Raw genomic sequence first — 16,403 nt, forward strand, 5'->3', positions numbered from 1 at the left:
CTCGCACGCCCTCCCCGACGGGCGCGGGGGCCCGGCGCGCCCACGCCCCCCGCCGGCCCCCCCCTCCTCCCCCCGGCGGGCGCCGGGGCGGGGCCGGCGCCGGGGGCGCCGCCGCCCCCCCGCGGCCGTGTCATTGCGCGGCGCCGGTCCCGGCCTGGATCGCGGCCCGCACGGGGCGCAGCTCGGCCGGCGGCTGGCCGGTGTCGATCCACTCCGCGAGGCGGTCGCGGTCCACGATGAGGACCCCCAGCTGGCGCGCGACCGCTTCGTTGCGGGCCGCGTGGTGCATCCAGTGCAGGTTCGCGTTCGTGATGATGACGCCCGCGTCGCAGTCCCAGCGGGCCTTGATCTCCCCGCCGAGGATCTGCACATGGCGGTTGCCGTTGCGGCGGCGCAGCTGCTTGTCGTCCTTCTTGGCCCGCACGATGATGCGCTTGCCGTTGTTGAAGGTGACCACGAAGTTGCAGCCGAGGTCGTTCTTGCGGTGGCCGAACTTCTTGACGCGCTTGGCGTCCAGGCCCACGAGGAGCTGGCCGACCATCGCGTCGAACGAGGGCATGTTCATCCGGTCGACGTTGCGCATGAGTTCGTGGCGCTCGGCGGTGAGCGTGCGGTCGCGGTGCTCGTGGCCGCGGCTGCGGAACAGGACCCATCCCGCTATCGCCGTGCCCCCCAACAGGATCGCCACCGAAGCGAACCATGCCCAATGGTCCGCTACGAAACTCAGAACGTAGTAGCCGATGATGAGAGCGGCGAGACCCGCTCCAACTCTGAGGATCACGGACAAGGCGGCCTCCATTTGGTTCAGAGGGCTAGACAAATTTACGGCTAGCAAGCGTCGCCGAGGGCGGTTAGCGTTATGTCGCCTGTGTTGTCACTACGAGTATCCGTTACCGTTCGCTCACGCGTAAGGGCAATGTCCGGTACCCGACAGCATGACGCGGCATCCTGCATGTGCGGCCCGTCGCGGCGCGTTCACCGGCGCAGGCCCCCGCCGCCGTTGGTGGGGGATACTGTCCCGGTGTCGACACATGCTTCGGGCGTTCTGGTGCTTCTCGGTGCGCCCCTGGGAAATCCAGAGGACGCCTCATCACGTCTGCGGACCGAGCTGGCCCGGGCCGACGTCATCGCCGCAGAGGATACCCGGCGGCTGCGGCGTCTGCTCAGTGAGCTGGATGTGGTCCCAGGGGCGCAGATCACCTCGTATTTCGAGGCGAACGAGGCGGGGCGAACCGACACCCTCCTCGAACGCCTGCGCGAAGGCGCGAGGGTCGCCGTCATCACCGACGGCGGCATGCCCTCGGTCTCCGACCCCGGCTTCCGCCTCGTCCGGGCCGCGATCGACGCCGGCGTACCCGTGACCTGCGCGCCCGGCGCCAGCGCCGTGACGACCGCGCTGGCGCTCTCGGGGATGCCGTGCGACCGGTTCTGCTTCGAGGGCTTCGCGCCCCGCAAGGACGGCGAGCGGCGCCGCCTCTTCGGCGAGCTCGCCGAGGAGAAGCGCACGATGGTGTTCTTCGAGTCGCCGCGCCGCGTCGCCGACACCCTGCGGGCGATGGCCGAGGCGCTCGGCGCCGACCGGCCCGCGGCCCTGTGCCGGGAGCTCACCAAGACCCACGAGGAGGTCCGCCGCGGCACCCTCGGCGAACTCGCCGAAGGCGCGGAGGCCGACCCGCCCCGCGGGGAGATCACCCTCGTCGTCTCTGGCTGGACCGGCCCCGACGCGAGCGAGGCCACCCCCGAGGCCATGGCCGCGGCCGTCGCCGCCCTGGAAGAGGCCGGGACCGACCGCAAGGCCGCCATGAAGGAGGTCGCGGGCCGCTTCGGCGTCACCCGCAGGGACGTCTACGACGCGGTGCTCACAGCTCGTCGAATTTGAAGGTCTTCCAGGAGACGAGGGCGACCAGGGCGGCGAAGGCCGCGAGGAAGCCGATCTGGGGGAGGACCGCGGTCGGCGGCTCGCCGTAGACGACGACCGACTGGAGCGCCTCGTTGAGGTAGCGCATCGGCGAGGCGTAGGAGAGCCACTGGACCCACTGCGGCGACAGCGCGAGCGGGTAGAACGCGCCGGAGACGAACGCCATCGGCATCGTCACCAGGTTCGACAGGCCCGCCGCGGCCGGGCTGGTCTGGGCGATGCCGCCGATGACCACGCCGATCGCGAGGAACGCGAACGTGCCGAGCAGGACCAGCGGCGCCGCGAACCACGTCCACGCCGACAACTGCAACCCGAACCCGAGCGCGGCGACGGCGAGGAACACCGCGGTCTGCGCGACCGCGACCACGAGGTTCACGGAGACCTTCGCGCCCAGGAACGTCCCCACCGAGGCGGGGGTCAGGCGCAGGCGCCGCATGAGCTTGTCGCGCTTCCAGTCCACGATCGTGCCGGCCGCGCCGAACACGCCCGAGATGGCGACGCCCCACGCGAGGATGCCCGGCGCGAGGTACTGGATCGGCTGGAGCGCACCGCCGTCCGCCTCCTCGACGTCCGTGGCGAGCACCGGCTCGTCCGGGGCCGCAGCGGAGAGGACCTCGACGTTCACGTCGTCGACGAGCGCGGAGAGCCGCCCCTCGGCGATCGCACCGGACGTGGAGCTCGTGGCCGACGGGTAGATCCGCACCGTCGCGCCGTCCTGGACGACCGCGGCGTCCGCGTCGCCCTCGCGGAGCATCTCCAGGGCCGCGTCCAGGTCCGCCGCCTCGGAGACGTCGAACTCGTCCGGATCGGCGCCCTCCAGGAGCGCGACGTCGCCGACGGCGACGATCCGGGAGGCCGCGGTGTCGCCGGAGCCGAAGACGCTCGCGAGCAGTACCATGAACATGAGCGGCAGGAGGATCGTGAAGAAGATCTGGCTGCGGTCGCGGATCCACCCGCGGCCCAAGGCCTTGAACAGGCTCCAGAACGCCTTCCCCCGCGTGCCCGCGGGGGCCTCGCGCCCGGTGCGCTCCTCGGTCACCGCGCTCATCCGCGCCACTCCCGTCCGGTGACGTGCAGGAACACGTCTTCGAGGTTCGCCGTGCGCACCGCGAGGCCCTCCAGGGCCCCGTCGGAGGCCAGCGCGGTCAAGAGCTTGCGCGGGTCGCGGGTCTCGAACACGACCGCGCCGTCGGCGGCGGTGACCGTCCCGTCGATCGCAAGCTCGGCGATGCGGGCGTCGTCGAGCTGCCCTGCGGCGACGGTGATCCGGGTGGGCGCGTCGAGTTTGCGGACGAACTCGGCGGGGGAGTCGACGGCCTTGATGCGCCCGGCGTCCATGATGGCGACCCGGTCGCAGAGCGCCTCGGCCTCCTCCATGTAGTGCGTGGTGAGGACCACGGTGCGGCCCTCGTCGTTGATGGCGCGCATGAGGTCCCAGAGGTTGCGGCGGGCCTGCGGGTCGAGCGCGGCGGTCGGCTCGTCGAGGAACACCAGCTCGGGGTCGCCGACGAGCGCGCACGCGATGGAGAGGCGCTGCTGCTGGCCGCCGGAGAGCTTCTCGCACCGCATGTTCACGTGCTCGGCGAGGCCGACCAGGTCGAGCATCTCGGCGGCGCGGGCCTTCGAGGCGCCGTACAGCTCGGCGAAGGTGCCGATCTGCTCGGCGACGGTGAGGAACTCGAAGAACGAGGACGCCTGGAGCTGCACGCCGAGGCGGCGGGTCAGCTCGGGGGAGTGGGGCCACGGCGAGCGGCCGAGGAGGCGCACGTCGCCGGAGTCGGGCTTGCGCAGGCCCTCGACGATCTCCAGGGTGGTGGTCTTCCCGGCCCCGTTGGGGCCGAGGATGCCGAAGAACTCGCCGCGTTCGACGCGGAAGCTCACGCCGTCGACCGCGCGGACCTCGCCGGTCCGGCGGCCGCGGTAGGTCTTGCGGAGGTCGGCGACCTCGATGGCGGCGTCCATATGCGCCAACCTAGGCCATGGGCCGGTGTGACGGGGTTCTCGGCCCGGCGTTCACACCGTCCGTAACAGGACCGTGAGGTGAACTTCACGGGCCCGGCACGGCGGGCGCACGTCCAGGCAACGCCGCCCGCAGAGGCTGTGGCCATGACTTCGACACTGACGCCCCCGGCCGGCACGGCCGCCCCCCGCAGAGGCTGGATCTCGGACTGGCGCCCCGACGACGAGGGCTTCTGGCAGTCGACCGGCCGCAGGACGGCCCGGCGCAACCTGATCTGGTCCGTGCTGGCCGAGCACCTCGGCTTCTCGGTGTGGACGATGTTCAGCATCATCACCCCGTACCTGGCGGCCTCGGGGTACGAGTTCACCGTCAGCCAGCTGTTCTGGCTCACCGCGGTCCCGAACCTCGTCGGCGCGTTCCTGCGCATCCCCTACACCGCGGCCGTGGCCCTGTTCGGCGGCCGGAACTGGACGATCGTCTCCGCGGCGCTCCTGGTGATCCCGACCGGGCTCCTCGCGTACTGCGTGATGACGCCGGGCACGCCCTACTGGCTGTTCGTCGTCGCGGGCGTCACGGCCGGGTTCGGCGGCGGGAACTTCGCGTCGTCGATGGCGAACATCTCGTACTTCTACCCGGAGCGCCACCGCGGCTCCGCGCTCGGCGTCAACGCCGCGGGCGGGAACATCGGCGTCGCGGCCGTGCAGTTCTTCGGGCCCCTGGTCATCGGCGCGGCGGTCCTCGGCACCTCGCAGGGGACCACCGACACCGGGCAGGCGTTCTACCTGCACAACGTGCCGTTGCTGTGGCTGCTCCTGGCCGTGTTCGCCGCGGTCATGGCGTGGCGGGCGATGGACAACCTGTCGGTGTCGCGCACGCCGCTGCGCGAGCAGGTCCCGGCGCTGGCGAAGCGCCACACGTGGGTCATGTCGGTCCTGTACATCGGCACGTTCGGGTCGTTCATCGGCTACTCGTTCGCGTTCCCGCTGGTCATCAAGCTCGCGTTCCCGGAGTTCAACGCCCTGTGGATCGCTGCGCTCGGCCCGCTCGTCGGCTCCCTGGTGCGCCCGGTCGGCGGCTGGTTCGCCGACCGGCTCGCGGGCGCCCCGATCACCTCCGGCGCGTTCGCGCTCATGGCCGTGGGCGCGATGGGCGCGATCTGGGGCATCAACGCGGGCTCGTTCGCGCTGTTCTTCGCCTCGTTCATGGTCCTGTTCGTCTGCTCCGGGGTGGCGAACGGCTCCACGTACCGGTCGATCCCGGCGATCTTCCAGGCCGAGGCCGCCGCCGCGGCGGGCGGCACCGCGAGCGAAGCGGACGTGCTGCAGGCCAAGAAGATCACCGCCGCGGCCCTCGGGTGGATCTCCGCGATCGGCGCGTTCGGCGGGTTCCTCATCAACCAGGGCTTCCGGATCGCGAACGAGACGACCGGGTCGGTGGTCCCCGCGATGTGGGCGTTCGTCGGCGCGTACGCGTTCTTCCTGGTCCTCAACTGGTGGTGCTACCAGCGCACCGTGCTCGTCGCGAAGGCCCCGAGCCTCGCGTACGCCAAGGTCTGACCCTGCACGGCACGGCCCGCAATCGCCGCCTCCCGGCGATTGCGGGCCACTTAGCATTCCTGAAACATCACCAGTGCGGCCGCGTAACGACCCCTGGGCACACTCGCCGAATGTCCCGCGCCCGTCGCCCCGCCCAGCCGCTCGCTTCGCTCGCTTCCCCAAACCAGAATGGCTCCGCCATGCAGGACTCTTCCCGCACGCGCCTCCCCGTCCTCCGCAGCGCCGACACGCACTGCCCGTACTGCGCGCTCCAGTGCGGCATGCGGCTCGAAGAGGACGCGGACGGGACGGTCACGGCCGCGCCGCGCGGCGGCGGCATGTGCAAGAAGGGGTGGACCTCCCCCGAGCTGCTCGACCACCCCGACCGGATCACCGCCCCGCTCCTGCACGGGAGGCCCGTGTCCTGGGACGAGGCCCTCGACCACGTCGCCGACCGCGTCAAGGCCGTGCAGGCCGCGCACGGGAAGGACGCCGTCGGCGTCTTCGGCGGCGGCGGGCTCACCAACGAGAAGGTCTACCAGCTCGGCAAGTGGACCCGACTCGCCCTGGGCACCAGGCACATCGACTACAACGGCCGGTTCTGCATGTCCTCGGCCGCCGCGGCCCTCAACCGCGCGTTCGGCATCGACCGCGGCCTCCCCTTCCCCGCCGAGGACCTCAAGGACGCCGAGGTCGTGGTCCTCGTCGGCGCGAACCCCGCCGAGACCATGCCGCCGTTCATGCGGTTCCTCCAGAACGCCGAGCTGATCGTCGTGGACCCGCGGCGCACCGCCACCGCCGAGGCCGCGCAGCTCCACCTCCAGACCGCCCCCGGCACCGACCTCGCGCTCGCGAACGGCCTGCTGCACATCGCGATCGAGCAGGGCTTCCTCGACCGCGCCTACATCGCCGACCACACGTCCGGCTTCGACGAGGTCCGCCAGACCGCCGCCGGGTACTGGCCCGCGTTCGTCGAGCGGATCACCGGCGTCTCCGTCCCCGACCTGTACGCCGCCGCCCGCCTCATCGCGGGCAAGCGGACCGCGATCCTCACCGCGCGCGGCTCCGAGCAGCACGCGAAGGGCGTCGACACGGTCACCGCGTGGATCAACCTGGCGCTGGCCCTGGGCCTGCCGGGGCGACCGTCCTCGGGGTACGGGTGCCTCACCGGGCAGGGGAACGGGCAGGGCGGGCGCGAGCACGGGCAGAAGGCCGACCAGCTGCCCGGGTACCGGATGATCACCGATCCCGCTGCGCGCGAGCACGTCGCGGGCGTGTGGGGCGTCGACCCCGAGACGATCCCCGGGCCCGGCGTCTCGGCCGTGGAGCTGCTGCGCAAGTGCGGCGAGGAGGTGCGGATGCTGTTCGTGCTGGGCTCCAACCCGGTCGTGTCGGCGCCGCGGGCCGCGCGGGTCGCCGACCGGCTCAAGGACCTCGACTGCCTCGTCTCCCTCGACTTCGTCATGTCCGAGACCGCGCGCCTCGCCGAGGTCGTGCTGCCCGTGACGCAGTGGGCCGAGGAGGACGGCACCATGACGAACCTCGAAGGCCGCGTCATCCGCCGCCGGTCCCTGCGCCCCGCCCCCGGGGAGGTCCGCTCCGACCTGTGGATCATGCGCGAGCTCGCCGCGCGCCTCGACGCGCCCGGCACGTACTCGACCGACCCGGAGGAGATCTTCGCCGAACTCGGCCGCGCCTCCGCGGGCGGCAAGGCCGACTACTCGGGGATCACCTACGGGCGCATGGAGACCCAGTCGTTCCAGTGGCCGGTCCCCGCGCCCGACCACGACGGCACGCCGCGAATGTTCGCCGACCTGGCGTTCCCCACCCCCGACGGCCGGGCCCGGTTCACGGCCGTCGACCACCGCCACCCCGCCGAGCGCCGCGACTCCGTGTACCCGCTGTACCTGACCACCGGCCGCATCCTCACGCAGTACCAGTCCGGCGCCCAGACCCGCCGCATCGGCTCCCTCGACGGCGAGCAGTTCCTCCAGATCCACCCCGACACCGCCGTGCGCCACGGCATCGGCGACGGCGACCTGGTGCGCGTCACCTCCCGGCGCGGCTCCTACACCGCCCCGGCCCGGCTCAGCGCCGACATCCGGCCCGACACCGTGTTCAGCCCGTTCCACTTCCCCGGCGCCGCCAACGCGAACGCCGCCGTCTCGGACGTGCTCGACCCGATCTCCCGCATGCCCGAGTTCAAGGTCTGCGCCGTCAAGATCGCGCCCGCGCCCGGCCCGCGCTGAAGACCGGTCGAACGACCGACCCGGACCGGTCGAAAGACCCAGGCGGGGAAGGCCCCCGCGTCCATACGGTGGTGGGGCGGCCCGATACCGGGCCGCGGACCTCCCACCGATTGGACCTCCTTTGCAACGCAGCACGAGACGGACCGTCCTCGTCGCGGCCGCCGCCGCGGCCGCGGTCGGCCTCGGGGCCGTCCCCGCGGTCGCCCAGCCCGCCGACCCGTCGTTCACGCTCGCCGCGCCCACCGGGCCGAGCGCCGTCGGCTCCACGGTCCTGCAACTCACCGACGAGGACCGCGCCGACCCGTGGGTCCCCGGCGAGGACCGGACCCTCATGGTCACCATGTGGTACCCCACGGACGAGACCGGCACGGCCGCACCGTACCTGACCCCCGAGGAGTCGGCCCTGTTCATGGGCCAGGTCGGGAACCCCGGCCCCGACGGGTACTTCGCCGAGGTCGCCACCAACGCCGTCGCCGGGGCCGAACCGGTCCGCGGGCGCCTCCCCCTGGTGATGCTCTCGCCGGGCTGGAGCTTCCCGCGCGCCACGCTCACCGGCCTCGCCGAGGAGCTCGCCAGCCAGGGCTACGCCGTCGCGGCCGTCGGCCACAACTACGAGGCCCCCATCACCCTCGCGGACGGGACCACGAACCCGTGCCTCGCCTGCGAGGCGAACCCCGACGGCCCCACCGTCACCGCCAACCGCGCCGCCGACCTGTCGTTTGTCCTCGACGAGCTGACCGCCCGCGGCTCCGAGTGGCGCCGCCACCTCGACGCCGGCCGGGTCGTCGTCGGCGGGCACTCCATGGGCGGCTCGGCCGCGCACGCCGCCGTCCAGACCGACGACCGGTTCGCCGCCGGGTTCAACCTCGACGGGTCCATGCACGACGACGAGGACGCCCCCGTGGACGTCCCGTTCCTGCTCCTGGGCAACGCCTCCAACGCCGTCCCCGGCGTGGACGAGTCCTGGGGCAACGCGTGGGCGCAGATGGGCGACTGGAAGCGGTGGATCCGCGCCGAGCAGACCACCCACTCGTCCTTCACCGACCTCGCGCCGTTCGCGAAGGACCTCGGCGTCCCGCTCCAGGAGATGGACGGCGACCGCGCCCTCGAACTCACCCGCGCGGTCGTGACGGCCTTCGCCGACCAGGAGCTGGGCTGCGAGGACGCACCCGTCCTCGACGGGCCCACCGCTGAGTGGCCGGAGCTGGCGTTCGAGATGCAGTAGAGCCACAACCCGTAAGACCCGCAAGGGAAACCAGGAGGCCCGGCCGCGCACCGCGCGCGGCCGGGCCGACCTCACGCCCCCCGGAGCCGCTGGGGGAGGAGGAACTCCTGCGTCTCCTCCGCAACGGGCCGCTCGGTGACCTCGACCGGGCCGAGGGCCGCGATCATCGCCACCACCTCGTCCACGAGCCGCGGCGGCGCCGAGGCGCCCGCGGTCACCGCCACCGCCGCCGCACCGTCGAGCCACGCCGGATCGACCATCGCGGCCGTCTCGACCAGGTGCGCGGCCACCCCGGCGGCCCGCGCCAGCTCCACGAGCCGGTTCGAGTTCGACGAGTTCGCCGACCCGACCACGAGCACCAGGTCCGCCTCCCCGACGACCGCCGCGACCGCGGCCTGGCGGTTGCTCGTCGCGTAGCAGATGTCCTCGGCCCCCTGGCCCCTGATGTGCGGGAACCGGTCCCGCAGGGCCGCCGCGATCTGGTCGACCTCCGTCACCGCGAGGGTCGTCTGACTCAGGTAGGTGACCCGCCGCTCGTCCGCGACGCGCAGCGCCGCCACGTCGGTGGCGTTCTCCACCAGGACCGTCCGGTCCGGCGCCACCCCCATCGTGCCGACCACCTCCTCGTGGCCCTCGTGCCCGATGAGGACCACCGTGTCGCCCGCGTCCGCGGCCCGCTTCGCCTCCGCGTGGACCTTCGCGACCAGCGGGCACGTCGCGTCCACCGCGTCCAGGCCCCGCCGCGCCGCCTCGGCCTCCACCGCCGGGGCCACCCCGTGCGCCGAGAACACCACCAGCGCACCCGCGGGGACCTCGTCCAGTTCGGACACGAACACCGCCCCGCGCGCCTCCAGGCCCGCCACGACCTGCGCGTTGTGGACGATCTGGTTGCGCACGTACACCGGCGGGCCGTGCCGCTCCAGCAGCCGCTCCACGATCTCGATCGCCCGCTCCACGCCCGCGCAGAACGACCGCGGCGACGGCAGCAGGACTTTTCGGACCGCGGTCACCACGCCCTGCCGACGGTGCTCGCGGCCAGGCTCGTCAGCTCCGCGACCGCCCCGCCGTGCAGCCGCCGGTCCGCCAGCCCGCGCGCGGCCGCCGCCGTCAGCGACTCGGCCGCGCGCTGGCTGGCCGAGCGGCCCCCGCACGACTCCACGAGCGCCGCCGCGCGCCGCAGCCCGTCCTCGTCCAAGGGCACCCCGGCCCGGTACAGGGCCGCCAGCTCGGGCGCGTCGGGGTGCCCCGAACCGAGCGCGGCCGTCACCGGCAGGGACTTCTTGCGGTTGCGCAGGTCCGAGTAGACGGCCTTGCCGGTGACCGCCGGGTCGCCCCAGATCCCCAGCAGGTCGTCCACGTGCTGGAACGCCAGCCCGAGCCGGGACCCGAAGTCCCGCAGCGCCTCCACCTGCTCGGGGGTGCCGCCGCCGAACAGGGCGCCGAGGGCCGTCGCGCAGCCCATGAGCGACGCGGTCTTCGCCTCGCTCATCGCCACGCACTCGGCCAGCTCCACGTGCTCGCGGCCCTCGAACCGCGTGTCCGCCAGCTGCCCCTCGATGAGCGCCCGCACGGTCTGCGCGAGCAGCCCCGCGCCCGCCGGGGCCCGGTCGCCGCCCGCCTCCGCGATCACCTCGAACGCGAGCGCGTGCAGCGCGTCGCCGACCAGGATCGCGTCGTTGACCCCGAAGACCTTCCACGCGGTCGGGCGGTGCCGCCGCAGGCCGTCGCGGTCGATGATGTCGTCGTGGATGAGGGAGAAGTTGTGGACCATCTCGACCGCGACGGCGGCCGGGACGGCGGCCCGCCAGTCGCCCGAGACGGTCTTCGCCGCCAGGAGCGTCAGGAGCGGGCGCAGGGCCTTCCCGGAGTTCGCCTCGACCGGGTTCCCGGCCTCGTCGGTCCATCCGAAGTGGTAGGCCGCGATCCGCGCGGCCGGTGCGGGCAGCCTGCTCGCGGCGGCCCGCAGGCCCGCGTCGATGGCCTCGCGCTCGGCGGTGTACTGGTCGGTCAGGACGGTCATGCGGGGGCCTCCCAATCTCGGGGGTACGGGCCCGGGCGGCCGCGGCGGTGCGCTCCGCGGCCGCCCGGGGCTCACTAGCGTCCGATCTCGACGTGTTCGAGGATGCCGAGCGCGTCGGGCACCAGCACGGCCGCCGAGAAGTAGGCGCTCACCAGGTACGACATGACGGCCTTCTCGTCGATCCCCATGAACCGCACCGAGAGCCCCGGCTCGTACTCGTCCGGCAGTCCCGTCTGGTGCAGGCCCACCACGCCCTGCTCGTCCTCGCCCAGGCGCATCGCCATGATCGAGGTCGTGCCCGCCGCGGTGATCGGGATCTTGTTGCACGGCAGGATCGGGACGCCCCGCCACGCCGGCATGTGGTGCCCGTCGTACTCCGCGGGCGTCGGGTACAGGCCCCGCTTGCTGCACTCGCGCCCGATGGCCGCGATGGCCTTCGGGTGCGCCAGGATCACCCGCGTGTCCCGGCGCCGCGAGATCAGCTCGTCCAGGTCGTCGGGGGTCGGCGGGCCCGAGCGGGTCGGGATGCGCTGGCTCAGCGCCGCGTTGTGCAGGAGCCCGAACTCGCGGTTGTTCACCATCTGGTCCTCCTGCTGCTCGCGCAGGGCCTGGACGGTGAGCCGGAGCTGCTGCTCCATCTGGTTCATCGGCTGGTTGTACAGGTCCGCGACGCGCGTGTGGACGCGCAGGACCGTCTGGGCCACCGCCAGCTCGTACTCCCGCGGCGCCAGCTCGTAGTCCACGAACGTCGTCGGCAGGTCCGGCTCCCCGGTGTGGCCCGCGGCGATGTCGATCGCCGACTCGCCGTGCTTGTTCTGCTTCGCGGACCGGCCCGCCCGGTACCGCTCCAGGTGCGCCGCCAGCGCCGGGATGCGCTCCACCAGCTCGGCGACCGCGGCCGTCGGCAGCGTCAGGACCGTGGCCGGCGTGGCCGCGATGACGTCGTGGCCCCACACCGGCCCGGACTCGGTGAGCAGCTCCTCGCCGAAGTGGTCGCCGTCGACCAGGACCCCGAGGGAGAACCGGTCGCCGAACTTGCCCTCGCCGAACTGCTCGACGCGCCCGTGCGCGACCAGGTGCAGGCCGTCGACCGGTGCGCCCTGCTGCGCGAGGTGCTCGCCGGCGCGGATCTCGCGCTGCTCGAACCGGTCGGCCAGGGCCGCGAGGACCTCCTCGTCGTCGATGCCGCGCAGCTGCGCGATCTCGCCGAGCTCGGTGGGGATCACCCGCACGGCGTCCCCTTCGGAGGTGAACTCGACGCGGCCGTCGCCGACGACGTGCGTCAGGCGCCGGTTGACGCGGTAGGCGCCGCCCTGGGTCTGCACCCACGGGAGCACCCGCAGGAGCCACCGGGAGGTGATCTCCTGCATCTGGGGGACGGACTTGGTGGTGGTGGCGAGGTTGCGGGCGGCGGCGGTGCTGAGGCTGGTCTGGGCGTGCTGTCCGTTGGAGGTCTGCTGGGGGACTGCCGGGTTGCTGACGACTGCGTCGGTCATGTGAACACGTCCTTCTTGCTACGAGGTCTCGCTTCGAGGCGGTTAAGGCTCGAATAGCATCTTATTTACTACCGGGTGGTAAATCCCAATAAATCACTCAAAAGAGTTCATCGGGAGCATAGTTCGCATCGATGTAGTCGAAGCGCTCCACGGCCGTCTGGTACGCCACCGGATCACTGGCCCCACTGCGGCTGAACGGGTACTCCAGCTGGTACGTCGCGAACAGCATGAGCGCGACCATCCCCGAGATCAGCCCCACCAGCACGTACTGGTACTTCCGCGTCGGCGTCCCCAGCGTCAGCATCACCGCGAACACCAGGATCGCGCCCGGCACCAGCACCGTCCACATCGCCGCGCTCAGGCCCCGCTGCGCCTGGAGCAGCCGGTCGGTGCGGAACTCGGTGATCGCCAGGACCCCGTCCTCAGCGTCCGTCAGCCGCGCCTGCACCACGTCGTCGTCGGTCTGCGCTCCCGCGACCGGCGCCCGCATCGCGTCGAGCAGCATCAGCCCGTCCGCCGACACCGGCTCCTGGTCGCGCATCGCCGGCCACTCCTCCTCGATGACCTCGTCCGTGTAGGCCCGCACGGCCTCCCGCACCTGGTCCCGCTGCTCCGGGTCGAGCGCCGCCGCCGACCAGTACACGTCGACCAGCTCGTTCGCCTCCTGGTACGTCACCTGCCCCGCCTCCTCCTTGTTCTCCCACGCGGTGATGAGGACGAACGCGAGGACGATCGCGTAGAGCACGGTGAGCAGCTCGAAGATCGTCGTCCCGAGCTCGTTGTTGTGCGCGCGGTTCGTGGGAGGCGCGAACCGCTGGAGCAGTGCGATGACCACGCAGGCGGCCGCGACCACCATGAGGGTGAACAGGAGTCCCTGGAGCCAGATGGGCATTGACCTCACCAAACTTCGTAAAGCAAAATAAAAGGCATGAACAGTGATGAACAACGCAGAAGATTGCGGTGGGATACGTGCGGCGCCTAGTGGCCTTGGTCATCGCGGCCGTCGCGCTCATGGGCTTCTCCGGGGTCGCGCTGGCCCTCGACTACGGTTGGACGCCTTCGGAAGCGGACGAGGCCGGGCACGCGGACCACCCGACGTACCCGGGCTATCCGACGTTCCCCGGGTACCCGTGCTGGACCTATCCCGAGTACCCGCCGTATCCGACCTTCGCCGGACCGCATCCCCCGCACCCGCCGCATCCCCCGCACCCGCACTGCGAGACGGAGGAACCCGAGCCGTCGAGCCCCGCCGAACCGCCGCCGAGCCCGACGCCTTCGGCCGCGCCGCCCGCGCCTCCGGCGCCCGAGTCGCCCGAGCCATCGCCGTCCCCTTCCGAGTCCGAGTCCGAGGCCCCGGCTCAGCCGGTGCCGTCCAGTGAGGAGCCCCCTGGGAGCGCCGCGCCCGAGTCCGAGTCCGAGGCGCCGCCGCCGGACCCCGGGCCGCTGCCCGGCGGGCTGGCGGTCGAGGAAGCGGCGGCGCCGGTCCCCGAAGAGGAGGACGACGGCTCCGAGGTCCTTAAGAAGCGCATGGCGGCCGCGATGCTCGCGTTCGTCGCCGCGATGGGCGCCGGGGCCGCGTTCTCGGGCCGCGCGGGCAGGTAGTCGCGCCACGACGGAGGCCCCGGGACCCGGTACCGCGCCGGGACCGGGGGCCCGTCGGGCCCGCCCGCCTCCAGGAACCGCCCGACCCCGTGGGCCGCAGTGGAACCGGGGGAGGCGTCGCCGAGGCGCCGCAGGGCCGCCTCGTCGTACCGGTCGGTGCCGTCCAGGTGCCACTTGTGGATCGCGGCGATCCAGTTCTTCAGGTCCTCCACGTAGGACGCGAGCGCGGTCTGCGCGGCGGCGTCGAGCCCGTGCTCCTCTGCCAGGCCGGGCAGGTCGTTCGCCTCGACCATCTGGAACTGCTCGATGCGCGCGTCCGCGAGGGCCGCGGCGATGCGCACGGCCTCGTCGCGGCCGACCCCGAGGTACTCCTCGATGACGACGACGCCGTTCGCCAGCTGCCCTTCGTACTCGACCTCCTTGTGGTACGAGCACACGTCGTTGAGCAGGCACACCGCGTCCATCGCGCACGCCTCCATCCACTGGAGCGGCCGCGACCGCCACACCTCGTCGGGCACTTCGCGTCCGGCGCGCAATCGCGCGAGGGACATCGTCAGGTCCGAGCCGAACGAGTCGCGGCGCATCTCCACGTAGTCGACCGGGTCGGGCACGCGGTTCTGGCCCTCGGAGTGCAGCTCCCACAGCCAGCCTTCGAGCATCTTCTCCACGGCCGCACGGAACTCGCCGCGGCCGCGCTCGTCGAACGCGGGCGCGGTGCGCCGCCACAGGTCGTCCAGGCCCAGCTCCAGCGGGTTCACCGCCACGGGCACTGCGCCGAGGTCGACGGGCATGAACTCCAGGAGCCGCCGGTGCTGCGCGACGGCGGCGCTGAGGTCGCGGCCGCGCCCGAACGCAGCCGGGTAGTAGTCGTCGCCGTAGGTGCCCCACGAGAGCCAGTCGGAGGAGGCGTCGAGCTCCTCCGCGGTGCCTTCGGGGTCGATCCCGGCCGAGCACAGCGCGAAGTCGAAGCCGAGGAACTGGCGCCGGTTCCACAGGCCCGAGCCCGGCAGGGCCGGGTCCGGCGCGAGGAACCCCATGGCCGCGGCCCACTCCACGGCGTGCTCGCGGGACGCGTCGAGGTTCGGGTTGAGCCGCAAGGCGAACGGCTGGTGGAACGCGGGCAGCGCCGTCGGCCCGACCTTCTTGAACGGGGACCGCGCGTGCTGCTTCAGCCCGGACGCGGCGATGCGCGCCTGGGACGTGCCGATCCCGTTGGGCCCGCTGAGGACCCGGTCGGCGGCGTCGTTCATGTACCGGCTGGAGCGCATGTGCCACTCGTGGCCCCCGGCCTGCCAGTCCTGGAGCCCCTTGGCGTACAGGGCGATCGCGAGCTGCTCGGGCGGCGTGACCCCCTCGGTGGCGCACAGCACCGGGATCTCGGTGAGCGCGGTGTTCTCGAACTGGTGGAGCCGCGAGGTGAGCACGTCGTTGACGAGCTCGGCCGCGGGCTGCGTGTCCAGGCCCAGGAACCGCTCGAAGACGAGGACCGCGTTCGCGTTCTCGCCCTCGCTGGTGACCTCCCGCTCGTACGAGAACAGGTCGTTGCGCAGGTGCACGGCGTCGGAGAACGTGTCGCGCAGGACCTTCAGCGGCCGCGAGCCCGCGACCTGGTCGGGGACCTCCGCGCCCACGGCGTACTCGACGATCCCGGCCGACCACGGGGCGCCGCCGACCTTGCGGCGCATCTCGATGTACTCGATCGGGTTGGCGACGCGGTCCGACGTGATGTTGTCGAGCTCCCACAGGGACTCGAACAGCAGGTTCACCGTGGACACGAGGAAGCGCTCGCGCCAGCCCATGGACATCGACGGCGCGGTCCGGTCCCACAGGTCCCTGAGCCCCAGCTCGACCGGGTTCTCCGGCTCGGGGCTCGGCCCCAGGTCCAGGGGCATGAACAGGGGGATGCGGTCGAGGTACGCCTTCGCCCCGGCCTTGTCGCGGGTGCGCTTGAACGCGTCGAGGAAGTGGTCGTCGAAGAAGAACACCCACACGTACCAGTCGGTGACCAGGTCGAGCGCGGGCGCGCCGCAGTCGGGGTGCGTGTACGCGCACAGCAGCCCGTAGTCGTGGCGGTCGAGCTCGGCCTCGTCCCAGATCACCCCGCCCCCTTCGGCGGGGGCGTCGAGCATCCCCATCTCCTTCGCCCAGGTCCGCGCGTGGGCGCGGGCGCCCTCGACGTGCGGATTCAGCCGGGCGGGGTAGGGGAGATAGAACGTCGGCAACACGAACGGGTGATTTTCTGTCATACGTGTCCCTTTGGGTGAAACCTGTCCTGCAAGGCAGATTTCACTGTAGGTGCAACGGTGAGGCCGTCGCTACACCCCGTCGGGTGACGTGCACGAACCGTCCAGGCCGAGGCGCCGAAGCGTGCGCACTACTTAGCACGCGCGAAACATTG

12 protein-coding genes are annotated in these 16,403 nt (G+C 72.3%); 4 read left to right on the forward strand and 8 right to left on the reverse strand.

Translation table 11 applies throughout. From position 1 onward, the window contains the following. Positions 1 to 130: 130 nt before the first annotated feature. Positions 131 to 688 carry a restriction endonuclease gene (locus tag AB0A65_RS19660; RefSeq protein ID WP_359953058.1) on the reverse strand — a complete coding sequence of 186 codons (558 nt, stop codon included), beginning with the start codon at positions 686 to 688 and terminating at the stop codon, positions 131 to 133. Between the two features lie 333 nt (positions 689 to 1,021). Here AB0A65_RS19660 and rsmI point away from each other — a divergent pair, with 333 nt between their 5' ends. Next, positions 1,022 to 1,879, forward strand: coding sequence for a 16S rRNA (cytidine(1402)-2'-O)-methyltransferase (gene rsmI, locus AB0A65_RS19665; protein WP_359953060.1), 858 nt, complete (start codon positions 1,022 to 1,024; stop codon positions 1,877 to 1,879). Here the strand turns inward: rsmI and AB0A65_RS19670 are convergent. Then, a complete protein-coding gene (locus AB0A65_RS19670; RefSeq protein ID WP_359953062.1) occupies positions 1,860 to 2,966 on the reverse strand; it encodes an ABC transporter permease in 1,107 nt (368 codons plus the stop codon). The genes rsmI and AB0A65_RS19670 overlap by 20 nt on opposite strands. After that, a complete protein-coding gene (locus tag AB0A65_RS19675) occupies positions 2,963 to 3,880 on the reverse strand; it encodes an ABC transporter ATP-binding protein (protein WP_359953064.1) in 918 nt (305 codons plus the stop codon). Before AB0A65_RS19675 ends, AB0A65_RS19670 begins: the two co-directional genes overlap by 4 nt. A gap of 144 nt (positions 3,881 to 4,024) precedes the next feature. Here AB0A65_RS19675 and AB0A65_RS19680 point away from each other — a divergent pair, with 144 nt between their 5' ends. From AB0A65_RS19680 to AB0A65_RS19690, 3 genes are all read left to right on the forward strand, one after another. Next, positions 4,025 to 5,434 carry an MFS transporter gene (locus tag AB0A65_RS19680; RefSeq protein WP_359953065.1) on the forward strand — a complete coding sequence of 470 codons (1,410 nt, stop codon included), beginning with the start codon at positions 4,025 to 4,027 and terminating at the stop codon, positions 5,432 to 5,434. A 179-nt stretch (positions 5,435 to 5,613) separates the two neighbouring features. Beyond that, positions 5,614 to 7,662 carry a molybdopterin oxidoreductase family protein gene (locus AB0A65_RS19685; protein WP_359953067.1) on the forward strand — a complete coding sequence of 683 codons (2,049 nt, stop codon included), beginning with the start codon at positions 5,614 to 5,616 and terminating at the stop codon, positions 7,660 to 7,662. A gap of 121 nt (positions 7,663 to 7,783) precedes the next feature. Continuing rightward, complete coding sequence (locus AB0A65_RS19690) at positions 7,784 to 8,887, forward strand: alpha/beta hydrolase (protein WP_359953069.1); 1,104 nt, start codon at positions 7,784 to 7,786, stop codon at positions 8,885 to 8,887. A gap of 71 nt (positions 8,888 to 8,958) precedes the next feature. Here AB0A65_RS19690 and ispH read toward each other — a convergent pair whose 3' ends face one another. The 5 genes from ispH to AB0A65_RS19715 form a co-directional block, all read right to left on the reverse strand. Beyond that, positions 8,959 to 9,897: a 4-hydroxy-3-methylbut-2-enyl diphosphate reductase gene (ispH, locus tag AB0A65_RS19695; protein WP_359953071.1), complete on the reverse strand. Its 939-nt coding sequence runs from the start codon at positions 9,895 to 9,897 to the stop codon at positions 8,959 to 8,961. Next, entirely contained in the window at positions 9,894 to 10,907 is a 1,014-nt protein-coding gene (locus AB0A65_RS19700) for a polyprenyl synthetase family protein (RefSeq protein WP_359953073.1), read from the reverse strand. Before AB0A65_RS19700 ends, ispH begins: the two co-directional genes overlap by 4 nt. A gap of 74 nt (positions 10,908 to 10,981) precedes the next feature. Then, entirely contained in the window at positions 10,982 to 12,403 is a 1,422-nt protein-coding gene (locus tag AB0A65_RS19705) for a family 2B encapsulin nanocompartment shell protein (protein WP_359953075.1), read from the reverse strand. 97 nt (positions 12,404 to 12,500) lie between these two features. Further along, complete coding sequence (locus AB0A65_RS19710; protein ID WP_359953076.1) at positions 12,501 to 13,295, reverse strand: hypothetical protein; 795 nt, start codon at positions 13,293 to 13,295, stop codon at positions 12,501 to 12,503. Positions 13,296 to 13,761: 466 nt separating this feature from the next. After that, the gene (locus tag AB0A65_RS19715; protein ID WP_359953486.1) at positions 13,762 to 16,230 is read right to left on the reverse strand and encodes a germacradienol/geosmin synthase; all 2,469 of its coding nucleotides are present in this window, start codon (positions 16,228 to 16,230) and stop codon (positions 13,762 to 13,764) included. Positions 16,231 to 16,403: the final 173 nt, after the last annotated feature.

Origin of the sequence: Glycomyces sp. NPDC047010, assembly GCF_040644205.1 — a bacterium.
In the GTDB taxonomy this organism is placed as follows: Bacteria; Actinomycetota; Actinomycetes; order Mycobacteriales; family Micromonosporaceae; genus Glycomyces.

Bases quoted from the DNA above. Each gene is read 5' to 3' on its own strand.
- AB0A65_RS19710 (WP_359953076.1), bottom strand. From the start codon at position 13,295: ATGCCCATCTGGCTCCAGGGACTCCTGTTCACCCTCATGGTGGTCGCG.
- AB0A65_RS19685 (WP_359953067.1), top strand. From the start codon at position 5,614: ATGCAGGACTCTTCCCGCACGCGCCTCCCCGTCCTCCGCAGCGCCGAC.
- AB0A65_RS19705 (WP_359953075.1), bottom strand. From the start codon at position 12,403: ATGACCGACGCAGTCGTCAGCAACCCGGCAGTCCCCCAGCAGACCTCC.
- AB0A65_RS19680 (WP_359953065.1), top strand. From the start codon at position 4,025: ATGACTTCGACACTGACGCCCCCGGCCGGCACGGCCGCCCCCCGCAGA.
- AB0A65_RS19675 (WP_359953064.1), bottom strand. From the start codon at position 3,880: ATGGACGCCGCCATCGAGGTCGCCGACCTCCGCAAGACCTACCGCGGC.
- AB0A65_RS19670 (WP_359953062.1), bottom strand. From the start codon at position 2,966: ATGAGCGCGGTGACCGAGGAGCGCACCGGGCGCGAGGCCCCCGCGGGC.
- AB0A65_RS19700 (WP_359953073.1), bottom strand. From the start codon at position 10,907: ATGACCGTCCTGACCGACCAGTACACCGCCGAGCGCGAGGCCATCGAC.